Consider the following 13925-nt stretch of genomic DNA (forward strand, 5'->3'; position numbering starts at 1 on the left):
GATTGTAGTAATCTTCATAGGTGGACCCGTCCTCTTTCTGATGAGTTTTAGCGACTACATCGTGGCCCATTGCGAGGCCGATTAAAAGTGGATGGGTCCATTCCATTATCCCTGTTTTAGAAGGTCACTGGTGCAGCAATGACAATCTTAGGTAAGTTATCAATACCTATGTCTGCCCTAAAAAGCATTTGCCCCAAAGCTTGCTAGCACTCGTTTAGTAAATCGAAAACTTACGAACGAGTTTCCCTACAAATTCTTATCTGTTTACCCAATGTTTGGCCCTACCGTAAAGCGACTAACAATGTATGGGTATACAGTCGTATTTAAATTTAGATGCTTTTGAGCGTTTTTAAACTCATTATTTTGCGCGTTTATCCAGCCTAAAATTAATAAAACCCTTTAAAATCACTTGTATATGCTTTTCCAAAATTAGTTAATAGGTTTGGAAAACGCGCATGCGCGTTTTTCCAGATGGTGTATTGGATGAAAGACTGATAAATTCTCTTTAATACATATAGTTAACTGTGCGCGTTTTTACTGGTCTAATGAGGTAAACGCGCATGCGCACTAATAAAATGTTAGGCATGAATAATGAGTCGTAGATACCTCAATCTTCAGGAAGCAGAGACGGCGCTTAAACGAGAAAAGGCAGTTGAGTGCTTTCTTGGTGGCTGCGAACGCGATGGCCGTGCTGGCATAAAGTGGCTAAGCATTCGCGGTTCCGGACCCGGAATAGATGTGTCACTTTATGAAACAGCCGATTTGGGTGATGAATCATTCCTTGATATTTATGAATTTGGTCCGCTTGATCCAGATCTGGAGCTTGAGGAGGCCGATGAAGTCATATCGTTCGCTTCGTTTGGCCAAGCGATAGAGTTTATTGAACAGAGATTCGCTGGATCATCTGAAAGGTTATTGAATGAGCTAATGGTTCAAGAAGAATATGCCGACTTTATATCGAGAGGCAGGAAGTAGAAATGCCTAACAATCGCAGGCACAGCGACGGCCTTTCCGTTGCGGCTACGCCTTCACTGCAAAGCCGCGCGTGCTGCAGGCGTTAAGTGGCCTATGAATAAGCGGCAGATTGTCACATTAATGCATAAGCTCCATTACGGAGATGTGGATACTTCAGATGGATATGAGCATCTGATGGTAGATGGGAAGCTTGAACTATCTAAGTTTGAGCGGTTTGTTTACAGATACATAAACGAACCAAATATGGTGTTTTATGCTAATTCACAATTGGCTGGGGTCGGAGATATTCAAGATGCATTTGAATTTACGAGAGCAAACATGGCAGAAAGTCGTATTCGTATAGCCAGCAAAGATTTCCGGGCAAAAATTATTATCGAACCGATCGGAGCAGGCATCGGCCACTTAACAAGTCAAAGCACTCAGACGCCGACAAGCGGCGCTGGTGTTTGAAGCGTTATATGTCATTTAGGAAAGTTCGATGAAATGTCCCGTGTGTTCTGAGGAGTTCGGTTACTTACGATTGAAAGACTTGGAAAAAACAAAAAAGGAAACATTATTTCATTGCCCTAAATGCTCGCAAAAACTTAGCAATTCATCACTATTAGAAATCCAGAGGAAGGTAGATTTTTTCATCTATGGAGGACTAGTTTTCTTGATGGTAGTGCTTGGGATTGAATACATCGTCTCAGGTGAGTCAATGAGCACAGTTTCTACAATTTTAATAATGACTATTTGTCCTATATCGTTGCTTTTAGGTTACTTGCAAATTAAAAAGATAGATACAGCAGAGTATCGGAAAGCTGGTGAAAAAAATGCCATATAACAAGTTACTTAATTTCGTTCCGGCCACAAAAAGCGTGGCCTCCACGGGACTGCCTACGCTTCGCTGCGGCAGCCCATTAGTAAAGCGTTAGGCAACACCAAGGTGCTGTGGATTATGAAAAAAGGAGATAAGGTGTCTAGTACGGTAAAGTATGTTATAGGTTTAGGGATTCGAGCTCCAATAAAATCAGGACTATATAAAGTTGATTCCAAAGAAATAATTGTGAGCTATCCCAGAGTTTTTGACTTTGGAATCGAACTGGAACTTCCAAAGTCTCTAAGTACTCAATTCGAAGTTACATGGGATGATCCTGTTTCCTATCGTAGATTGAAAAGTGATACTCATGAAAGGTTTCTTCCCAAATACGAAGCAATGGCAGCAATAAATAAACTATTACTTGCATTCAAGTTGTCAAGAATTGGAAATTCAGAAGGCAGCGGCGTTAGAAGTGTAGGAAGCTGTGACCAACTTTACAGTTATGCTTTAGTCGATAATAGTTTCCAAGGTCTGACTGTGGGTTTAAAGATTCAACAGCAAGATTACCCTCATTTAATGCCTAATGCACAGCATCCAGAGGATAATGCAGGTACTACGGAAATAGCGAAGCGGTATATCGATAACGATGAGCCTGTAATTGCAAAAAGAATTGTACGCTCTTTTGAACTTATAGAGTTGGGCTTGTTCTCTGAATCTTTACTTGTTTCATTCTCTATACTAGATGATGTTACTCAGATGATGCTTCAGGAGTTGCACCATAGAGTCCATAACTCGACTGTTGAAGAACAAGAGAGATACACAAGTAATATTAGAAATAACAGGTTAGAACGTTACTTAAATTCATGCTTGGAAGATCTACATGGTAAGAAGATGCAAGATCTATGGGGGAGTTTTAACACAGCGATTATATGGTTTAATCAACTTCGAAATCAAATTGCACACAATGGAGCTTTAATCACTCACAGCGAGGCAAAGGTGGGTTTGTACGTAGCATTAAAAATTATTATTACACTAGATCAAGAACAACTATTACGTTCGGGTGTTAATGCTGACATGTATAGAGCAGCCAAAATGCAAGCATCTTGGAGCGAAACCCCTCCTAGTTGGGTTCCTTCGGGACAAGCTGCATCATCAACAGACTTTAGTGGGTAGAAACTTAAGTAGACTACCAACTACTTGCTGGTAGTCTAGTTGCCTAACAAACGCTTCAAGAGGGACAGCCAACGCGTGGCATTTTTACCATGCGTTGGTTTTTGTGGCTACGATGTTATGCGGAAAGTTGGTCGTGGCGTTGTCTGCCCCTTAAGCGGGCGTTAGCCCTTAATAGGAATATAATCTTGAAATACTTTCAAAAAGGCAGTGGTGAATATTTAGTCTTGGTTCATGGAGCATTAACAGATGGCTCTATGTGGCTCCCACATGTAGATTCCTTGGCTCAGTATTTTGATGTCGTTTCAGTGACTTTAAGTCATTTTGATAATGATGATAACTTAAGTTTTGGTCTTAATTCACACGCTCAAGAACTATGTGGCCTTGTGAAACAGTTAGTTTCAGAGAAGCCCGTGAATGTTGTTGGTTGGTCTTATGGTGCCGATGTTGTATTGAACATGATAGCAACGTCTCAATTGCCACTGTCTAAGGTGTTTTTGTATGAGCTAGGGTATCCCGGCTGTGTTCAAGAAGATGAAATGAACACTTGGGTTGCGGATGCAAATTCAATGTTTGAGCCTGTTTTTAATCATGTACATCAGGGGAACTTGAGTTTAGCTGTTGAATCATTGATTGATGGTTCTGGGAATTGTCCGGGTTACTTTGATAAACAAGCCACTGAGATAAAGAGTTTACAGTTAAAGCAAGCTTATACATTGCCTTTGCAACTAAATCAGCAAGAACGTCCATCGATTGATGTCCAAAGTCTATCGAATATTGAGCTGTCTTTGATATTTGGGTATGGGGATAAAACACGAGACTTATTTAAACTGGCCACACAGAGTGATGCACGAGCGTCGAGATGCTCAAAATTGGTGGTTATTGAAAATGAATCCCACATGCTACCTCAAGAAAATCCAGAAAAGTTTTCAAGTTTACTCATTGAATTTCTGGGTAAAAAGGGCTAACAAACGCCTCAAGAGGGACTGTCAACGCGTAGCGTTTCCAGTCCCATTGAGCCGCGGTGGTTACGGTTGTTGTGATTGAGTTTAGTGGTAATGCGTTGCCAGCCCCTTAGGCGGGCGTTATGTTGAAAAAATGGGAGTTCTAAATGAATGAAGGTGTTCGAGAGGGGGAATGGATTAAAGTCGGGGTTAACGACATAGATGCATATGTATTTAAAATCATATCAAGCACTGAAATTTTAGCTGGCTATTATCAAAATAGAATAAAAGCTATCAAGGAAGCATTTGTTTGGAATGGAACAAAATGGGATTTCAAAAATTCTAGTCCATCTGGAAGTTATCTTCGGGGTTCTGACGAAGCTTTGGTAAAAAAAGGCCCTGCTAACTTTTAATAAAATATAGGAATATTGAAATGTCTAATATTGAAGTAACTCTCCCAGCCGTTGATGGAAGTTTATATTGCCCACACGAGTTTGGTGAATCATGCAAACTGGCAATACACACTTTATACTCTGATGATTTTGCTGCACCTCCTAGAAGTATGGTTATAGAGGTTAAAACCAACAGCGGAAAATCAGTAAAGGTCTTTATTCCTTATGATCATGAAAGTCTTGCATCAGTCCAAATTGACGGCCAAGAAATTTAATAACATAACAAGGCGTTGCAACTCGCGCCTTCGGCGCTGGACAGTTTTTAAGTTGAACTTAGCGTTACCCATAGAAATTTTAATTCGAAACTCACTAATTCGAGCTAAAAGTCTAACTCGGAAATGTCCCAAAGTGTGTTGCGTATGTCTTTTAAATGTACAGGTTACGTGAATGCACGAAAGGTGTACCTAGTTAACTGGACACCCAGCCTTAATGGCGCAGTTGTTAACCTCCGACTATGCTTGGGTTAAGCATTAAACAAGGAGGTTTGTATGCCGCGCCCTCGCAGAACTCAAATTAGTCTTGAAGATACGCCCTATTACCATTGCTGTAGCCGCGTTGTTCGGCGTGCGTTTTTGTGTGGCGATGATACCTATTCTGGAAAAAACTATGACCATCGCCGTGGTTGGGTTGAGTCACTACTGTTTGAACTTGAAGCCGTTTTTGCCATTGATGTGGCAGCCTTTGCGGTGATGTCGAATCATCTGCATGTGGTGCTGCGGGTCGACATCGACAGTGCCAATCGTTGGACTGACCGCGAAGTACTTGAGCAATGGCATAAGCTGTTTAAAGGTGATGACTTAACGCAAAAATTCGCCAAAGGTGAGTTAGTTGAAACTCACGAGGTCAACCGATTAAGGCATTCAATCGCAATTTACCGCAGCCGATTATGCGATATTTCATGGTTTATGCGCTGCCTTAATGAACCAATAGCAAGACAAGCAAATCAAGAAGATAACTGTACTGGCCGTTTTTGGGAAGGACGGTTTACCTACTTCTTTTATAGAGAATCAACCCTTACTCGATGAAGCCGCTGTGTTAACCTGTATGGCCTACGTTGATTTGAATCCGATTAGAGCCCAAATAGCGGATACGCCAGAACAATCCGACCATACCAGTATTCAGATGCGCATTCGGGCCGCATTAAAAGGTGAACAACCTAAAAATCTACTGCCTTTTATCGGTAATGAGCGCGAGAACCAGCCCAATGGCATTGCGTTTTCCTTAACGGATTATCTCGAATTAGTGGATGATACAGGCCGAATCATCCGCAATGATAAACGTGGGGCAATAAGTGAAAATGTCGCTAAGTTACTGACAAGATTAAATATCTCACATGACAATTGGCTCAAGCTGTCCACTGAATTTGGCAAGCTATTTCATGGTCCGGTGGGTACGCTGCAAGAACTCACTGATTACTATGAACGTCTAGAAAAGCGACGACGGCACTTTGCGGCAAGCTGTCAGCACTTTCACAGCAACTAACTGTAATACTGCTTAACCAAACCAATCATTGCCCATGTGTTTTATTGGGTGGGTTAGCATGTCTTAAATACACTAATTTTTAATGAGTTAGCTCATTTCTATGCCTTAGCTTTAGCTCTTCAACTTTTGATGACTCTCATTTAAGCAATTTTAGCTCGTACAAGTTGTAGACAAACCAAAAGTGCATTATGTTGTTGATCTAAAATGGATGGCCAGATTTTTTGTCCTCACGATACAGTTCAAGTTACCAGAGGCATTAATTACTATAAAGAAGTGTATAAAAATGATAGCAACACCGCTAATTTGTCTGATTCGTGCGATGATTCGAATGGATTTCAAATAGTAGCGGCCACAGGAATCGGGGGCGGTGGCCCAGATAGTGGCGTTGAGCCTAGAATACCAGGTAGCGGAACAGTCAAATATAAATATTCATGTGAATTATGGAGATTCCCTAATGGTCTTGGCGGTTATTACTTTATGAACAGAAATTGTAGATACAAAATAATTCCACATTAATACACCTAGGTAGTTTTAAATGATATTACAAAAAACACTTATCTTATTAATGGCTTCAATATTGATAGCTTGTAGCCCTAACTATAATGAGAAGCTAATTACTGAAGCTGATATGATCAGTAATGTTGAGACTTTAATGGCTAAAATTAAGAAATATAACATCAAAGAAATTTCTTACTACTCTGAAGAAGTAATCATTTTAAATGGAATTGTTATTAATCCCCTTAAAAAAACTTTTGGAAAAAGTCCTAACGGTGGTTTTATGATGACTTATACAGAAAAAGCCGCAAAGAAAAACTTTGAGAATTGGAACCAAGTTCTAGTCGAAGCACAGCCCCCTACAAGCTTATCCCAAGATAACCTAAATGAGATACTTGTAGATATGGCTGAAATTGGCGTTACTGATTTGTTTGATGACACCGAATATAACACCGTTCGTATTCAGTGGGGGAATTCTGTGATGTCGGGAATAAACGGCCTAGTTTTTGGTGAGAACAAAGATGCAGAAGCATTTCAAGAATACGCAAAATTTGATGTGTTCAAAAAAATATCAGATGGAACCTACTTCTTTCAATTGCTTTAAATAGTCTTTTTATCTATTGATAATCCAACTGTTTCAGGTTCTCAAGCGGATAATTTTTAAATCTACAGATTACACGAATGCACGAAAGGTGAGCAATGGTGATTAGCGAGACGACCGTCCGCCCCATGGACGGGGGCAGTCGAGCATCCAAGGATGGACTTGCTGCGTGTCGGTGAGTAAGTACCATGGCAAGCCTGTATGTGTGGATACCAGCCAACGCCTAGCAACTAAAATGACAGTTCACTCAGCTATACTAGCCTGCAGAATTTTCCAATGCGTTTTTACCAAATCGAATTGACTCATCATTGCTATTAGTACTGTCAAATCAGTCTATAAAAGCAGTCGGCATTTATTAAGCCGCATTTAAAAGCTCTAAAAGCAAAACGCTCCACAGAGACTGTAGAGCGTTTTATTCAGCGAATGGCATTACAATAGCAGATTAATACTTGTGTTAGCCTTTCATGTCCTTTTCCATATCTTCGTAGGAAGTATGGCGAACGTCTTTGCCTTTCACGTAGTAGATAATGTATTCACAAATATTTTTACAGCGGTCACCGACACGCTCAACTGCGCGTGCAGCCCATAATACGTCGAGTATGTCTGGGATTGAACGCGGATCTTCCATCATATAGGTCATTAACTGGCGAATAATGCCTTCATATTCACGGTCAAGCTTAGCATCTTCTTTATGCAGCTCTAACGCGGTATCGGCATCCATACGGGCCAAGGCATCTAAAGTCGCATGCAACATCCGAGTCGCATGACGCCCCATATTTTCAATGCTAACTAACAAAGGCTGCTGATTATTCAAACGTTTATCTAATGCCGCTTTTGCAATCCGCACACAGGCATCACCAATACGCTCAAGATCGGCGATAGTTTTTGAAATAGCGATAATCAAGCGTAAATCACTGGCCGCAGGTTGACGCTTAGCAATAATACGCGTGCATTCTTCGTCAATGGAGACTTCCATTGCATTGACTTTATGATCGCCTGCAATCACCCGCTGAGCTAACTCGGCATCGAGGGCACTTAAGGCATCAATCGCCTGCTCCAGCTGACGTTCAACCAAGCCACCCATCGCGAGCACTCGATTACGGATATCATCCAGCTCAGCGGTGAACTGACCCGAAATGTGCTTACTTAAATTCATGTTTTCCATTGCGTTCCAACCTGTTACTTAACTGTTGACCCATACCAAGCCTTGGTGGCCTTATCCGATACTCAAGCGATTAACCGTAACGTCCTGTGATGTAATCTTCAGTCTTACGTTTTTTCGGCGTGGTGAAAATCGTATTAGTATCAGCATATTCAACTAATTCACCCATATACATAAAGGCCGTTTGATCCGATACCCGCGCCGCCTGTTGCATGTTGTGAGTCACGATAACCACAGTGTATTTCGTCTTAAGCTCAGTGATTAACTCTTCAATCGTCAGCGTCGAAATCGGATCGAGTGCCGATGTTGGTTCGTCGAGTAATAGCACTTCTGGCTCAATGGCTATCGCACGGGCAATCACCAGTCGTTGCTGTTGACCGCCAGATAAACCAAAGGCGTTATCGTGCAATCTGTCTTTAACTTCGTCCCAAATCGCCGCGCCGCGCAATGAACGCTCAGCCGCTTCGTCGAGTTCACGACGGTTATTCAGCCCTTGCAATCTCAAGCCATAAACAACGTTTTCGTAAATCGACTTAGGGAAAGGATTTGGGCGTTGGAACACCATACCGACATTACGGCGCAAAGCCGCGACATCAATCTTTTTGTCGTAGATATTCTGGCCGTGCAGCAATATCTCGCCGCCAATATGACAATTATCAACTAAGTCATTCATGCGGTTAATACAGCGCAATAGTGTCGATTTACCACAACCACTGGGGCCGATAAAGGCAGTAACTTGCTTCTTGGGGATCTTCATCGATACATTAAACAGCGCTTGCTTATCACCATAGCGCAAATCTAAGTTACGGATCTCCAGCGCGGTGTCGTTCTGGCTTAAGTTAGCTAAATCAAAGTTATTGGTTTTCATTGCTGTCGAATCTATAGAAATCATATTTAGTCCTAATACTTTCAGGATAATCGCTGATTAGTGCTCAAGCGAACGATATTTTTCACGTAAGTGGTTACGCACGCTAATGGCCGTCAAGTTGAGTGCCACAATCACAGACACCAGCAAGAAAGAGGTCGCATACACCAGAGGACGTGCCGCTTCAACGTTAGGACTCTGGAAGCCCACATCATATATATGGAACCCTAAGTGCATGAACTTACGTTCTAAATGCACAAACGGGAAGTTAAAGTCCAGTGGTAATGTTGGCGCTAATTTCACGACACCCACCAACATCAGCGGTGCCACTTCACCGGCAGCACGAGCGACCGCCAAAATCAAACCCGTCATGATCGCTGGACTCGCCATCGGGATCACAATCCGCCACAGGGTTTCAGCCTTAGTCGCGCCCAATGCCAAACTACCTTGACGCACCGCGCTTGGAATACGACTTAACCCTTCTTCAGTCGACACAATAACCACTGGCAGCGTCAAAATCGCGAGGGTTAATGCAGACCAAATCACCCCTGGCGAACCAAAGGTAGGAGCAGGCAAAGCTTCAGCGTAAAACAATTGATCGATGGAACCGCCCATCATGTACACGAAGAAACCTAAACCGAATACACCATACACAATCGAGGGCACACCCGCTAAGTTGATTACCGCAATACGGATCATCTTAGTAATAGGGCCTTTCTTAGCATATTCATGTAGATAAACCGCCGCAACCACGCCAAATGGCGTCACGATAACCGCCATCAACATCACCATAAATACAGTGCCGAAAATCGCGGGGAACACGCCGCCCTCAGTGTTGGCTTCACGCGGATCGTCACTCATAAAGCGTCCAATACCGACAAACCACTTACCAATTTTGCCTATGAGTCCTAAGTGATTCACATAGGTCACATCAAGAACGGTATCGAGCTTCAGTTCAACTTCTTCGCCGCGCATATCTCGGACAATAACCGAGTCACGCGCCGCATCATCACGCAGGGCAAATAACGCTTTTTCAAGCACTAAGTAATCTTCTTGCAGTTGAGCTCTCTTGGCGACCAACTCAGCTTTAATACTGTCGGTCAGTTCCCCATCCAGCTCGAAACGACGCTCCTGCAAACGCAATTTTTCAATGGCGTAGTTAATCGAGCCAATATCTTGCTTCTGCAAATCGACCGCTTTGTCCGATAAGGCAACTGCGCGTTCGATATGCTCCATTAAGGAAGATTCAATCGCATCATTCACTAAATCGAGACGCTTGCCATTTTCAATCACAGCTATCGGATAACCGTAGAAGTTACCGTTTTTAGCCCGCTCGATCAGTGCGACCTCGCTTGGCACAGAACGGCTAACAATGTCCGTACCTAATATCCAGCGGAAATCCAAACCCACAAATTCACGGTTACCGGTTTTCACTAAGTAACGGGTCACAAACTCGCCCGGATGTTGCTTAAACACGTGTCCAGCAGCAATCAAACGCTCAGTCGGTACTTCTTCCCTATCGTAAACCTCACCAATTAAGGTCGAACGTACACCCGTGTTATCTTCAAGCTCCCACTGGTAAACGGTTGCAGGCCAAAAGTAACTTAAGCCGCGCCATGCGATTAACAATAATAAGCCTAAGACGGCAATCAAACTGATGCTCACGGCACCGCCCGTCATCCATATCCATGGCGAGCCTGATTTTACCCACTTACCCATTGCACAAACCTCTCAAGGTCACTGGCGAAATAGTATTTAATGTCATTGTCTTATCCCCGTTACAGCGAGCTATAGCGTTCACGTAGACGCTGTCTCACCACTTCTGCAATGGTGTTAAAGAAGAATGTAAAGATGAATAGTACGAACGCAGCAAGGAAGAGCACACGATAATGCGAGCTACCGATAGCCGATTCAGGCATTTCAACCGCAATGTTTGCCGCCAAGGTTCGCATCCCTTCGAACACACTCCATTCCATGATGGCAGTGTTACCAGTGGCCATCAGTACGATCATGGTCTCGCCAACGGCGCGGCCAAGGCCCATCATAATGGCCGAGAAAATTCCCGGACTGGCGGTTAACAACACCACGCGTGTCAATGTCTGCCAAGGCGTCGCACCTAAGGCTAAGCTGCCGTTAGATAAATGACGCGGTACAGAGAAAATGGCATCTTCAGCGATGGAGAAAATCGTTGGGATCACCGCAAAGCCCATGGCAATACCGACCACCAGCGCGTTACGTTGGTCGAAGGTGATCCCCAGTTCGTTAGTGATGAATTGACGGGTATTACCATCAAACAGCGCCACTTCGATGATTGGGCTGACCGCAAAAGAGAACCACCCCACGAAACAGACCACAGGGATCAACATCAGCTCTTGGTACACTTCGGGTAAACGTTGTTTCCACTTACCCGGCAACCTACTCCAGCCATAGGCAGATGTGAGTATCGAGGTCGGCAATAAGATCAGTAGAATTAAAATGCCGGGGAGATGCTCTTCAATCAGTGGCGCTAACCACAGACCCGCCAAGAAACCTAAAATCACCGTTGGTAAAGCTTCCATGATTTCAATGGTCGGTTTCACGAAACCGCGCACTTTAGGCGACATAAAGTAAGCAGTGTAAATCGCACCAGCAACGGATAAAGGCACGGCAAATAACATGGCATAAAATGCCGCTTTCATTGTGCCGTAGGCCAATGGCATTAAGCTCAGCTTAGCTTCGAAATCGTCAGAACCTGAGGTCGATTGCCATACATATTTAGGCTCTGGATAACCTTCATACCACACTTTGTCCCACATAGCGCTCCATGACACTTCTGGGTGGGAGTTTTCCACACTGAAGATATGCAGCTTTTTGTCCGCCTCAACGACTATGCCATTTGAGCGTGGGGTAAAGCCCATTTTACCGGGGTTTTTAAGGTCAAACTTTGCATCAAACAGTTCACGATGACTCGTGGTATAGAGTAGTGTTAGCTCACCCTCAGGGCTCACTGTCGCGAAACTCTTACGATAAAACTCAGAGGCAATCGAACTAATGGGCGATAAGTCATCAAACTGACGAATCTCTTGATATAAACGCCCTTTTTCACCATTAACTTGGAAGTACTGCGCCACAATACCTGTGTCATAACTGACCAGTAATGAACTCGCTCCCGCCAGCAAAGCCACGTTATTGACTTGTGCCTTAGCACGTTCAACATCAATCACCTGCAGCAGATCTAAGCTGTCAGTATCACGGATGTCATACACGAAAATTTTATTGCCAGTTTGCAACATCAATTGACGTTGATCGGGCGTCATCAGCTCGTGGGAGACTTTCTTCGGCGCATCTTGAATTTGTGACGTCGTAGAAACCCACTCCACTTCTTCAGTCATCATGTTCTCTTGCCCTTCGAGACGAGTGAGGCGCCAAACACCACTTTCATCTTGATAAGCAAAACTCATTTTGTCTGAGCTATAAGTGAAGGTCAGCTTATGAATCGCGCTGCCCGTCTCATCGACGGTAATGGGGGTTTCACCTGCGGGATAACGCAGTTTAGGTGTGATTAAACGTTTGTTATTGGGGTACGTTAAACCAAACTCTAGGCCCGCCACTATGACCTGACCATTACTTAATCCCAGCGCAAAACGTTGTTCGCTCGGTACAGCAACGGCGGCGCTGGTGACGGTAACACCCGCTGGTAACGTCGGGGTAAAGCTAGAAAGTAAGCTACCGTCGGCAACAGTATAGAAGTCCACTTGACCATGAACACTCACACGGTACATCACCTCATTTTGCTCTTCAGCACCCACCATTAAGGTCGGCACATCCGCGTGTTGATAGCTCACACTCTTAACGGGTGTGACATCAGCACTGTCGAAAATGGGTTTAATCACATACAACAGATAAAAGAAGATCAACAATAAGGCGACAAATACCATAGTGCCGCCGATAGTGACGCTGATTTGCGCCGCTTTATCCTTAAATGCCCTGCGATTCGAGCGTCCGCCTTTAAGCATACTGTGCGATGCAGAACCAGGTTGAGTGACCTGACTTTCCATTAAGAACCTCTATTATTAATAGCTAGCGAGTTTTTTCGCTAGGATTTGCCGAGTGCTATGCTTACACTGTTTGAACGTAAACTGAGCAATAACAACATCCTTTATTCTAAGTGCGTTGGATTATATGACGCAAAGATGACAGTTGTGTTACACCCCGTTTTAAAACAGGTGCCTTTTACAAAAAATAGGAGTCAGTCACTATGCTACGATACTTAATCACACTACAAGCACCTGATAGAAAAGGATTAGTAGAACAAATCGCCCATGCAGTGAGTCGTCATGGCGGCAACTGGCTCGACTCAGAATTACGCCATATTGACGGTGTCTTTGCCGCGATATTGTTACTCAAAGTGCCGTCACTGCGCATGGACGAGCTCATTGAGGCCCTAGAATGCATCGATAGCCTGTCCCTCACCTACTCTAAAACCTCGGTCGCCCTTAAGCCCATCAAACGCTTAAGTTACAACCTAGTGGCCTATGACAGACCCGGACTTGTGCTCGATATATCCAATAAAATCAATGCAATTGGCATCAATATCGAGCAGTTTAGTAGTCAATATGAAACCGCAGGCCACACAGGTATAGCACTCTTTCGGGCCACCATTGGCCTTGGACTCACAGATCTAGCCCAAGAAGATCAACTGGTAGAATCCCTCTATGCTCTTGGGGATGATCTCGTGCTCGATAGATTAAGCCGTTAATCTTGTTTACTTTTACGGCAAGCTAACACTTAGCACACCAACATATTTAGAGAGTGCACTCGCAATGGCACTTTCAAAAAGCACTTTAAGAGCGCTTAAAGCAATGCTTAAAAACCGATATTCGCGACAAGGTGTTCAAATTAAGTTAAGCCAGTGCAATCAATACTGGATAGTTGGAATAGTTAGAATGCGCATAGGAATCAGGCAAGTGGGTTTGTAAGTTGATGTCATCATTCGAAATT

At 43.5% G+C, this 13925-nt stretch carries 13 protein-coding genes and 1 pseudogene; 10 read left to right on the forward strand and 4 right to left on the reverse strand.

Annotated features, from left to right (window positions below; genetic code table 11):
* The first annotated feature begins 591 nt into the window (after positions 1-591).
* From KO537_RS07775 to KO537_RS07815, 9 genes and pseudogenes are all read left to right on the forward strand, one after another.
* On the forward strand, positions 592-975 hold the full coding sequence (locus KO537_RS07775) for a hypothetical protein (protein WP_219234187.1): 384 nt from the start codon (positions 592-594) through the stop codon (positions 973-975).
* A 93-nt stretch (positions 976-1068) separates the two neighbouring features.
* Positions 1069-1425 carry a hypothetical protein gene (locus KO537_RS07780; protein WP_219234188.1) on the forward strand — a complete coding sequence of 119 codons (357 nt, stop codon included), beginning with the start codon at positions 1069-1071 and terminating at the stop codon, positions 1423-1425.
* A gap of 28 nt (positions 1426-1453) precedes the next feature.
* Complete coding sequence (locus KO537_RS07785; protein ID WP_219234189.1) at positions 1454-1798, forward strand: hypothetical protein; 345 nt, start codon at positions 1454-1456, stop codon at positions 1796-1798.
* A gap of 114 nt (positions 1799-1912) precedes the next feature.
* Positions 1913-2947, forward strand: coding sequence for a hypothetical protein (locus KO537_RS07790; RefSeq protein ID WP_219234190.1), 1035 nt, complete (start codon positions 1913-1915; stop codon positions 2945-2947).
* A gap of 185 nt (positions 2948-3132) precedes the next feature.
* A complete protein-coding gene (locus tag KO537_RS07795; protein ID WP_219234191.1) occupies positions 3133-3912 on the forward strand; it encodes an alpha/beta hydrolase in 780 nt (259 codons plus the stop codon).
* A 143-nt stretch (positions 3913-4055) separates the two neighbouring features.
* On the forward strand, positions 4056-4301 hold the full coding sequence (locus KO537_RS07800; RefSeq protein ID WP_219234192.1) for a hypothetical protein: 246 nt from the start codon (positions 4056-4058) through the stop codon (positions 4299-4301).
* A 20-nt stretch (positions 4302-4321) separates the two neighbouring features.
* Entirely contained in the window at positions 4322-4555 is a 234-nt protein-coding gene (locus KO537_RS07805) for a hypothetical protein (protein ID WP_219234193.1), read from the forward strand.
* Positions 4556-4828: 273 nt separating this feature from the next.
* Positions 4829-5822, forward strand: a pseudogene (locus KO537_RS07810) (transposase).
* Between the two features lie 535 nt (positions 5823-6357).
* Positions 6358-6921: a hypothetical protein gene (locus KO537_RS07815; RefSeq protein ID WP_219234194.1), complete on the forward strand. Its 564-nt coding sequence runs from the start codon at positions 6358-6360 to the stop codon at positions 6919-6921.
* 451 nt (positions 6922-7372) lie between these two features.
* On the opposite strand, the gene phoU is transcribed toward KO537_RS07815, so the two are convergent.
* From phoU to KO537_RS07835, 4 genes are all read right to left on the reverse strand, one after another.
* On the reverse strand, positions 7373-8083 hold the full coding sequence (gene phoU / locus KO537_RS07820; protein ID WP_028760530.1) for a phosphate signaling complex protein PhoU: 711 nt from the start codon (positions 8081-8083) through the stop codon (positions 7373-7375).
* Positions 8084-8153: 70 nt separating this feature from the next.
* Complete coding sequence (pstB, locus tag KO537_RS07825; protein WP_028760531.1) at positions 8154-8972, reverse strand: phosphate ABC transporter ATP-binding protein PstB; 819 nt, start codon at positions 8970-8972, stop codon at positions 8154-8156.
* Between the two features lie 33 nt (positions 8973-9005).
* Complete coding sequence (gene pstA / locus KO537_RS07830; RefSeq protein WP_028760532.1) at positions 9006-10664, reverse strand: phosphate ABC transporter permease PstA; 1659 nt, start codon at positions 10662-10664, stop codon at positions 9006-9008.
* Positions 10665-10723: 59 nt separating this feature from the next.
* Complete coding sequence (locus KO537_RS07835) at positions 10724-12982, reverse strand: ABC transporter permease subunit (RefSeq protein WP_219234195.1); 2259 nt, start codon at positions 12980-12982, stop codon at positions 10724-10726.
* Positions 12983-13182: 200 nt separating this feature from the next.
* On the opposite strand from KO537_RS07835, the gene KO537_RS07840 reads away from it, so the two are divergent.
* Positions 13183-13683, forward strand: a complete 501-nt coding sequence (locus tag KO537_RS07840; protein WP_219234196.1) for an ACT domain-containing protein — start codon at positions 13183-13185, stop codon at positions 13681-13683.
* Positions 13684-13925: the final 242 nt, after the last annotated feature.

The organism is Shewanella sp. NKUCC01_JLK (assembly GCF_019345615.1).
Taxonomy (GTDB): Bacteria; Pseudomonadota; Gammaproteobacteria; order Enterobacterales; family Shewanellaceae; genus Shewanella; species Shewanella oncorhynchi.

Coding starts and splice junctions, on each gene's coding strand:
- KO537_RS07775 (WP_219234187.1), top strand. CDS start 592: ATGAGTCGTAGATACCTCAATCTTCAGGAAGCAGAGACGGCGCTTAAA.
- KO537_RS07780 (WP_219234188.1), top strand. CDS start 1,069: ATGAATAAGCGGCAGATTGTCACATTAATGCATAAGCTCCATTACGGA.
- KO537_RS07785 (WP_219234189.1), top strand. CDS start 1,454: ATGAAATGTCCCGTGTGTTCTGAGGAGTTCGGTTACTTACGATTGAAA.
- KO537_RS07790 (WP_219234190.1), top strand. CDS start 1,913: ATGAAAAAAGGAGATAAGGTGTCTAGTACGGTAAAGTATGTTATAGGT.
- KO537_RS07800 (WP_219234192.1), top strand. CDS start 4,056: ATGAATGAAGGTGTTCGAGAGGGGGAATGGATTAAAGTCGGGGTTAAC.
- KO537_RS07805 (WP_219234193.1), top strand. CDS start 4,322: ATGTCTAATATTGAAGTAACTCTCCCAGCCGTTGATGGAAGTTTATAT.
- KO537_RS07815 (WP_219234194.1), top strand. CDS start 6,358: ATGATATTACAAAAAACACTTATCTTATTAATGGCTTCAATATTGATA.
- phoU (WP_028760530.1), bottom strand. CDS start 8,083: ATGGAAAACATGAATTTAAGTAAGCACATTTCGGGTCAGTTCACCGCT.
- pstB (WP_028760531.1), bottom strand. CDS start 8,972: ATGATTTCTATAGATTCGACAGCAATGAAAACCAATAACTTTGATTTA.
- pstA (WP_028760532.1), bottom strand. CDS start 10,664: ATGGGTAAGTGGGTAAAATCAGGCTCGCCATGGATATGGATGACGGGC.
- KO537_RS07835 (WP_219234195.1), bottom strand. CDS start 12,982: ATGGAAAGTCAGGTCACTCAACCTGGTTCTGCATCGCACAGTATGCTT.
- KO537_RS07840 (WP_219234196.1), top strand. CDS start 13,183: ATGCTACGATACTTAATCACACTACAAGCACCTGATAGAAAAGGATTA.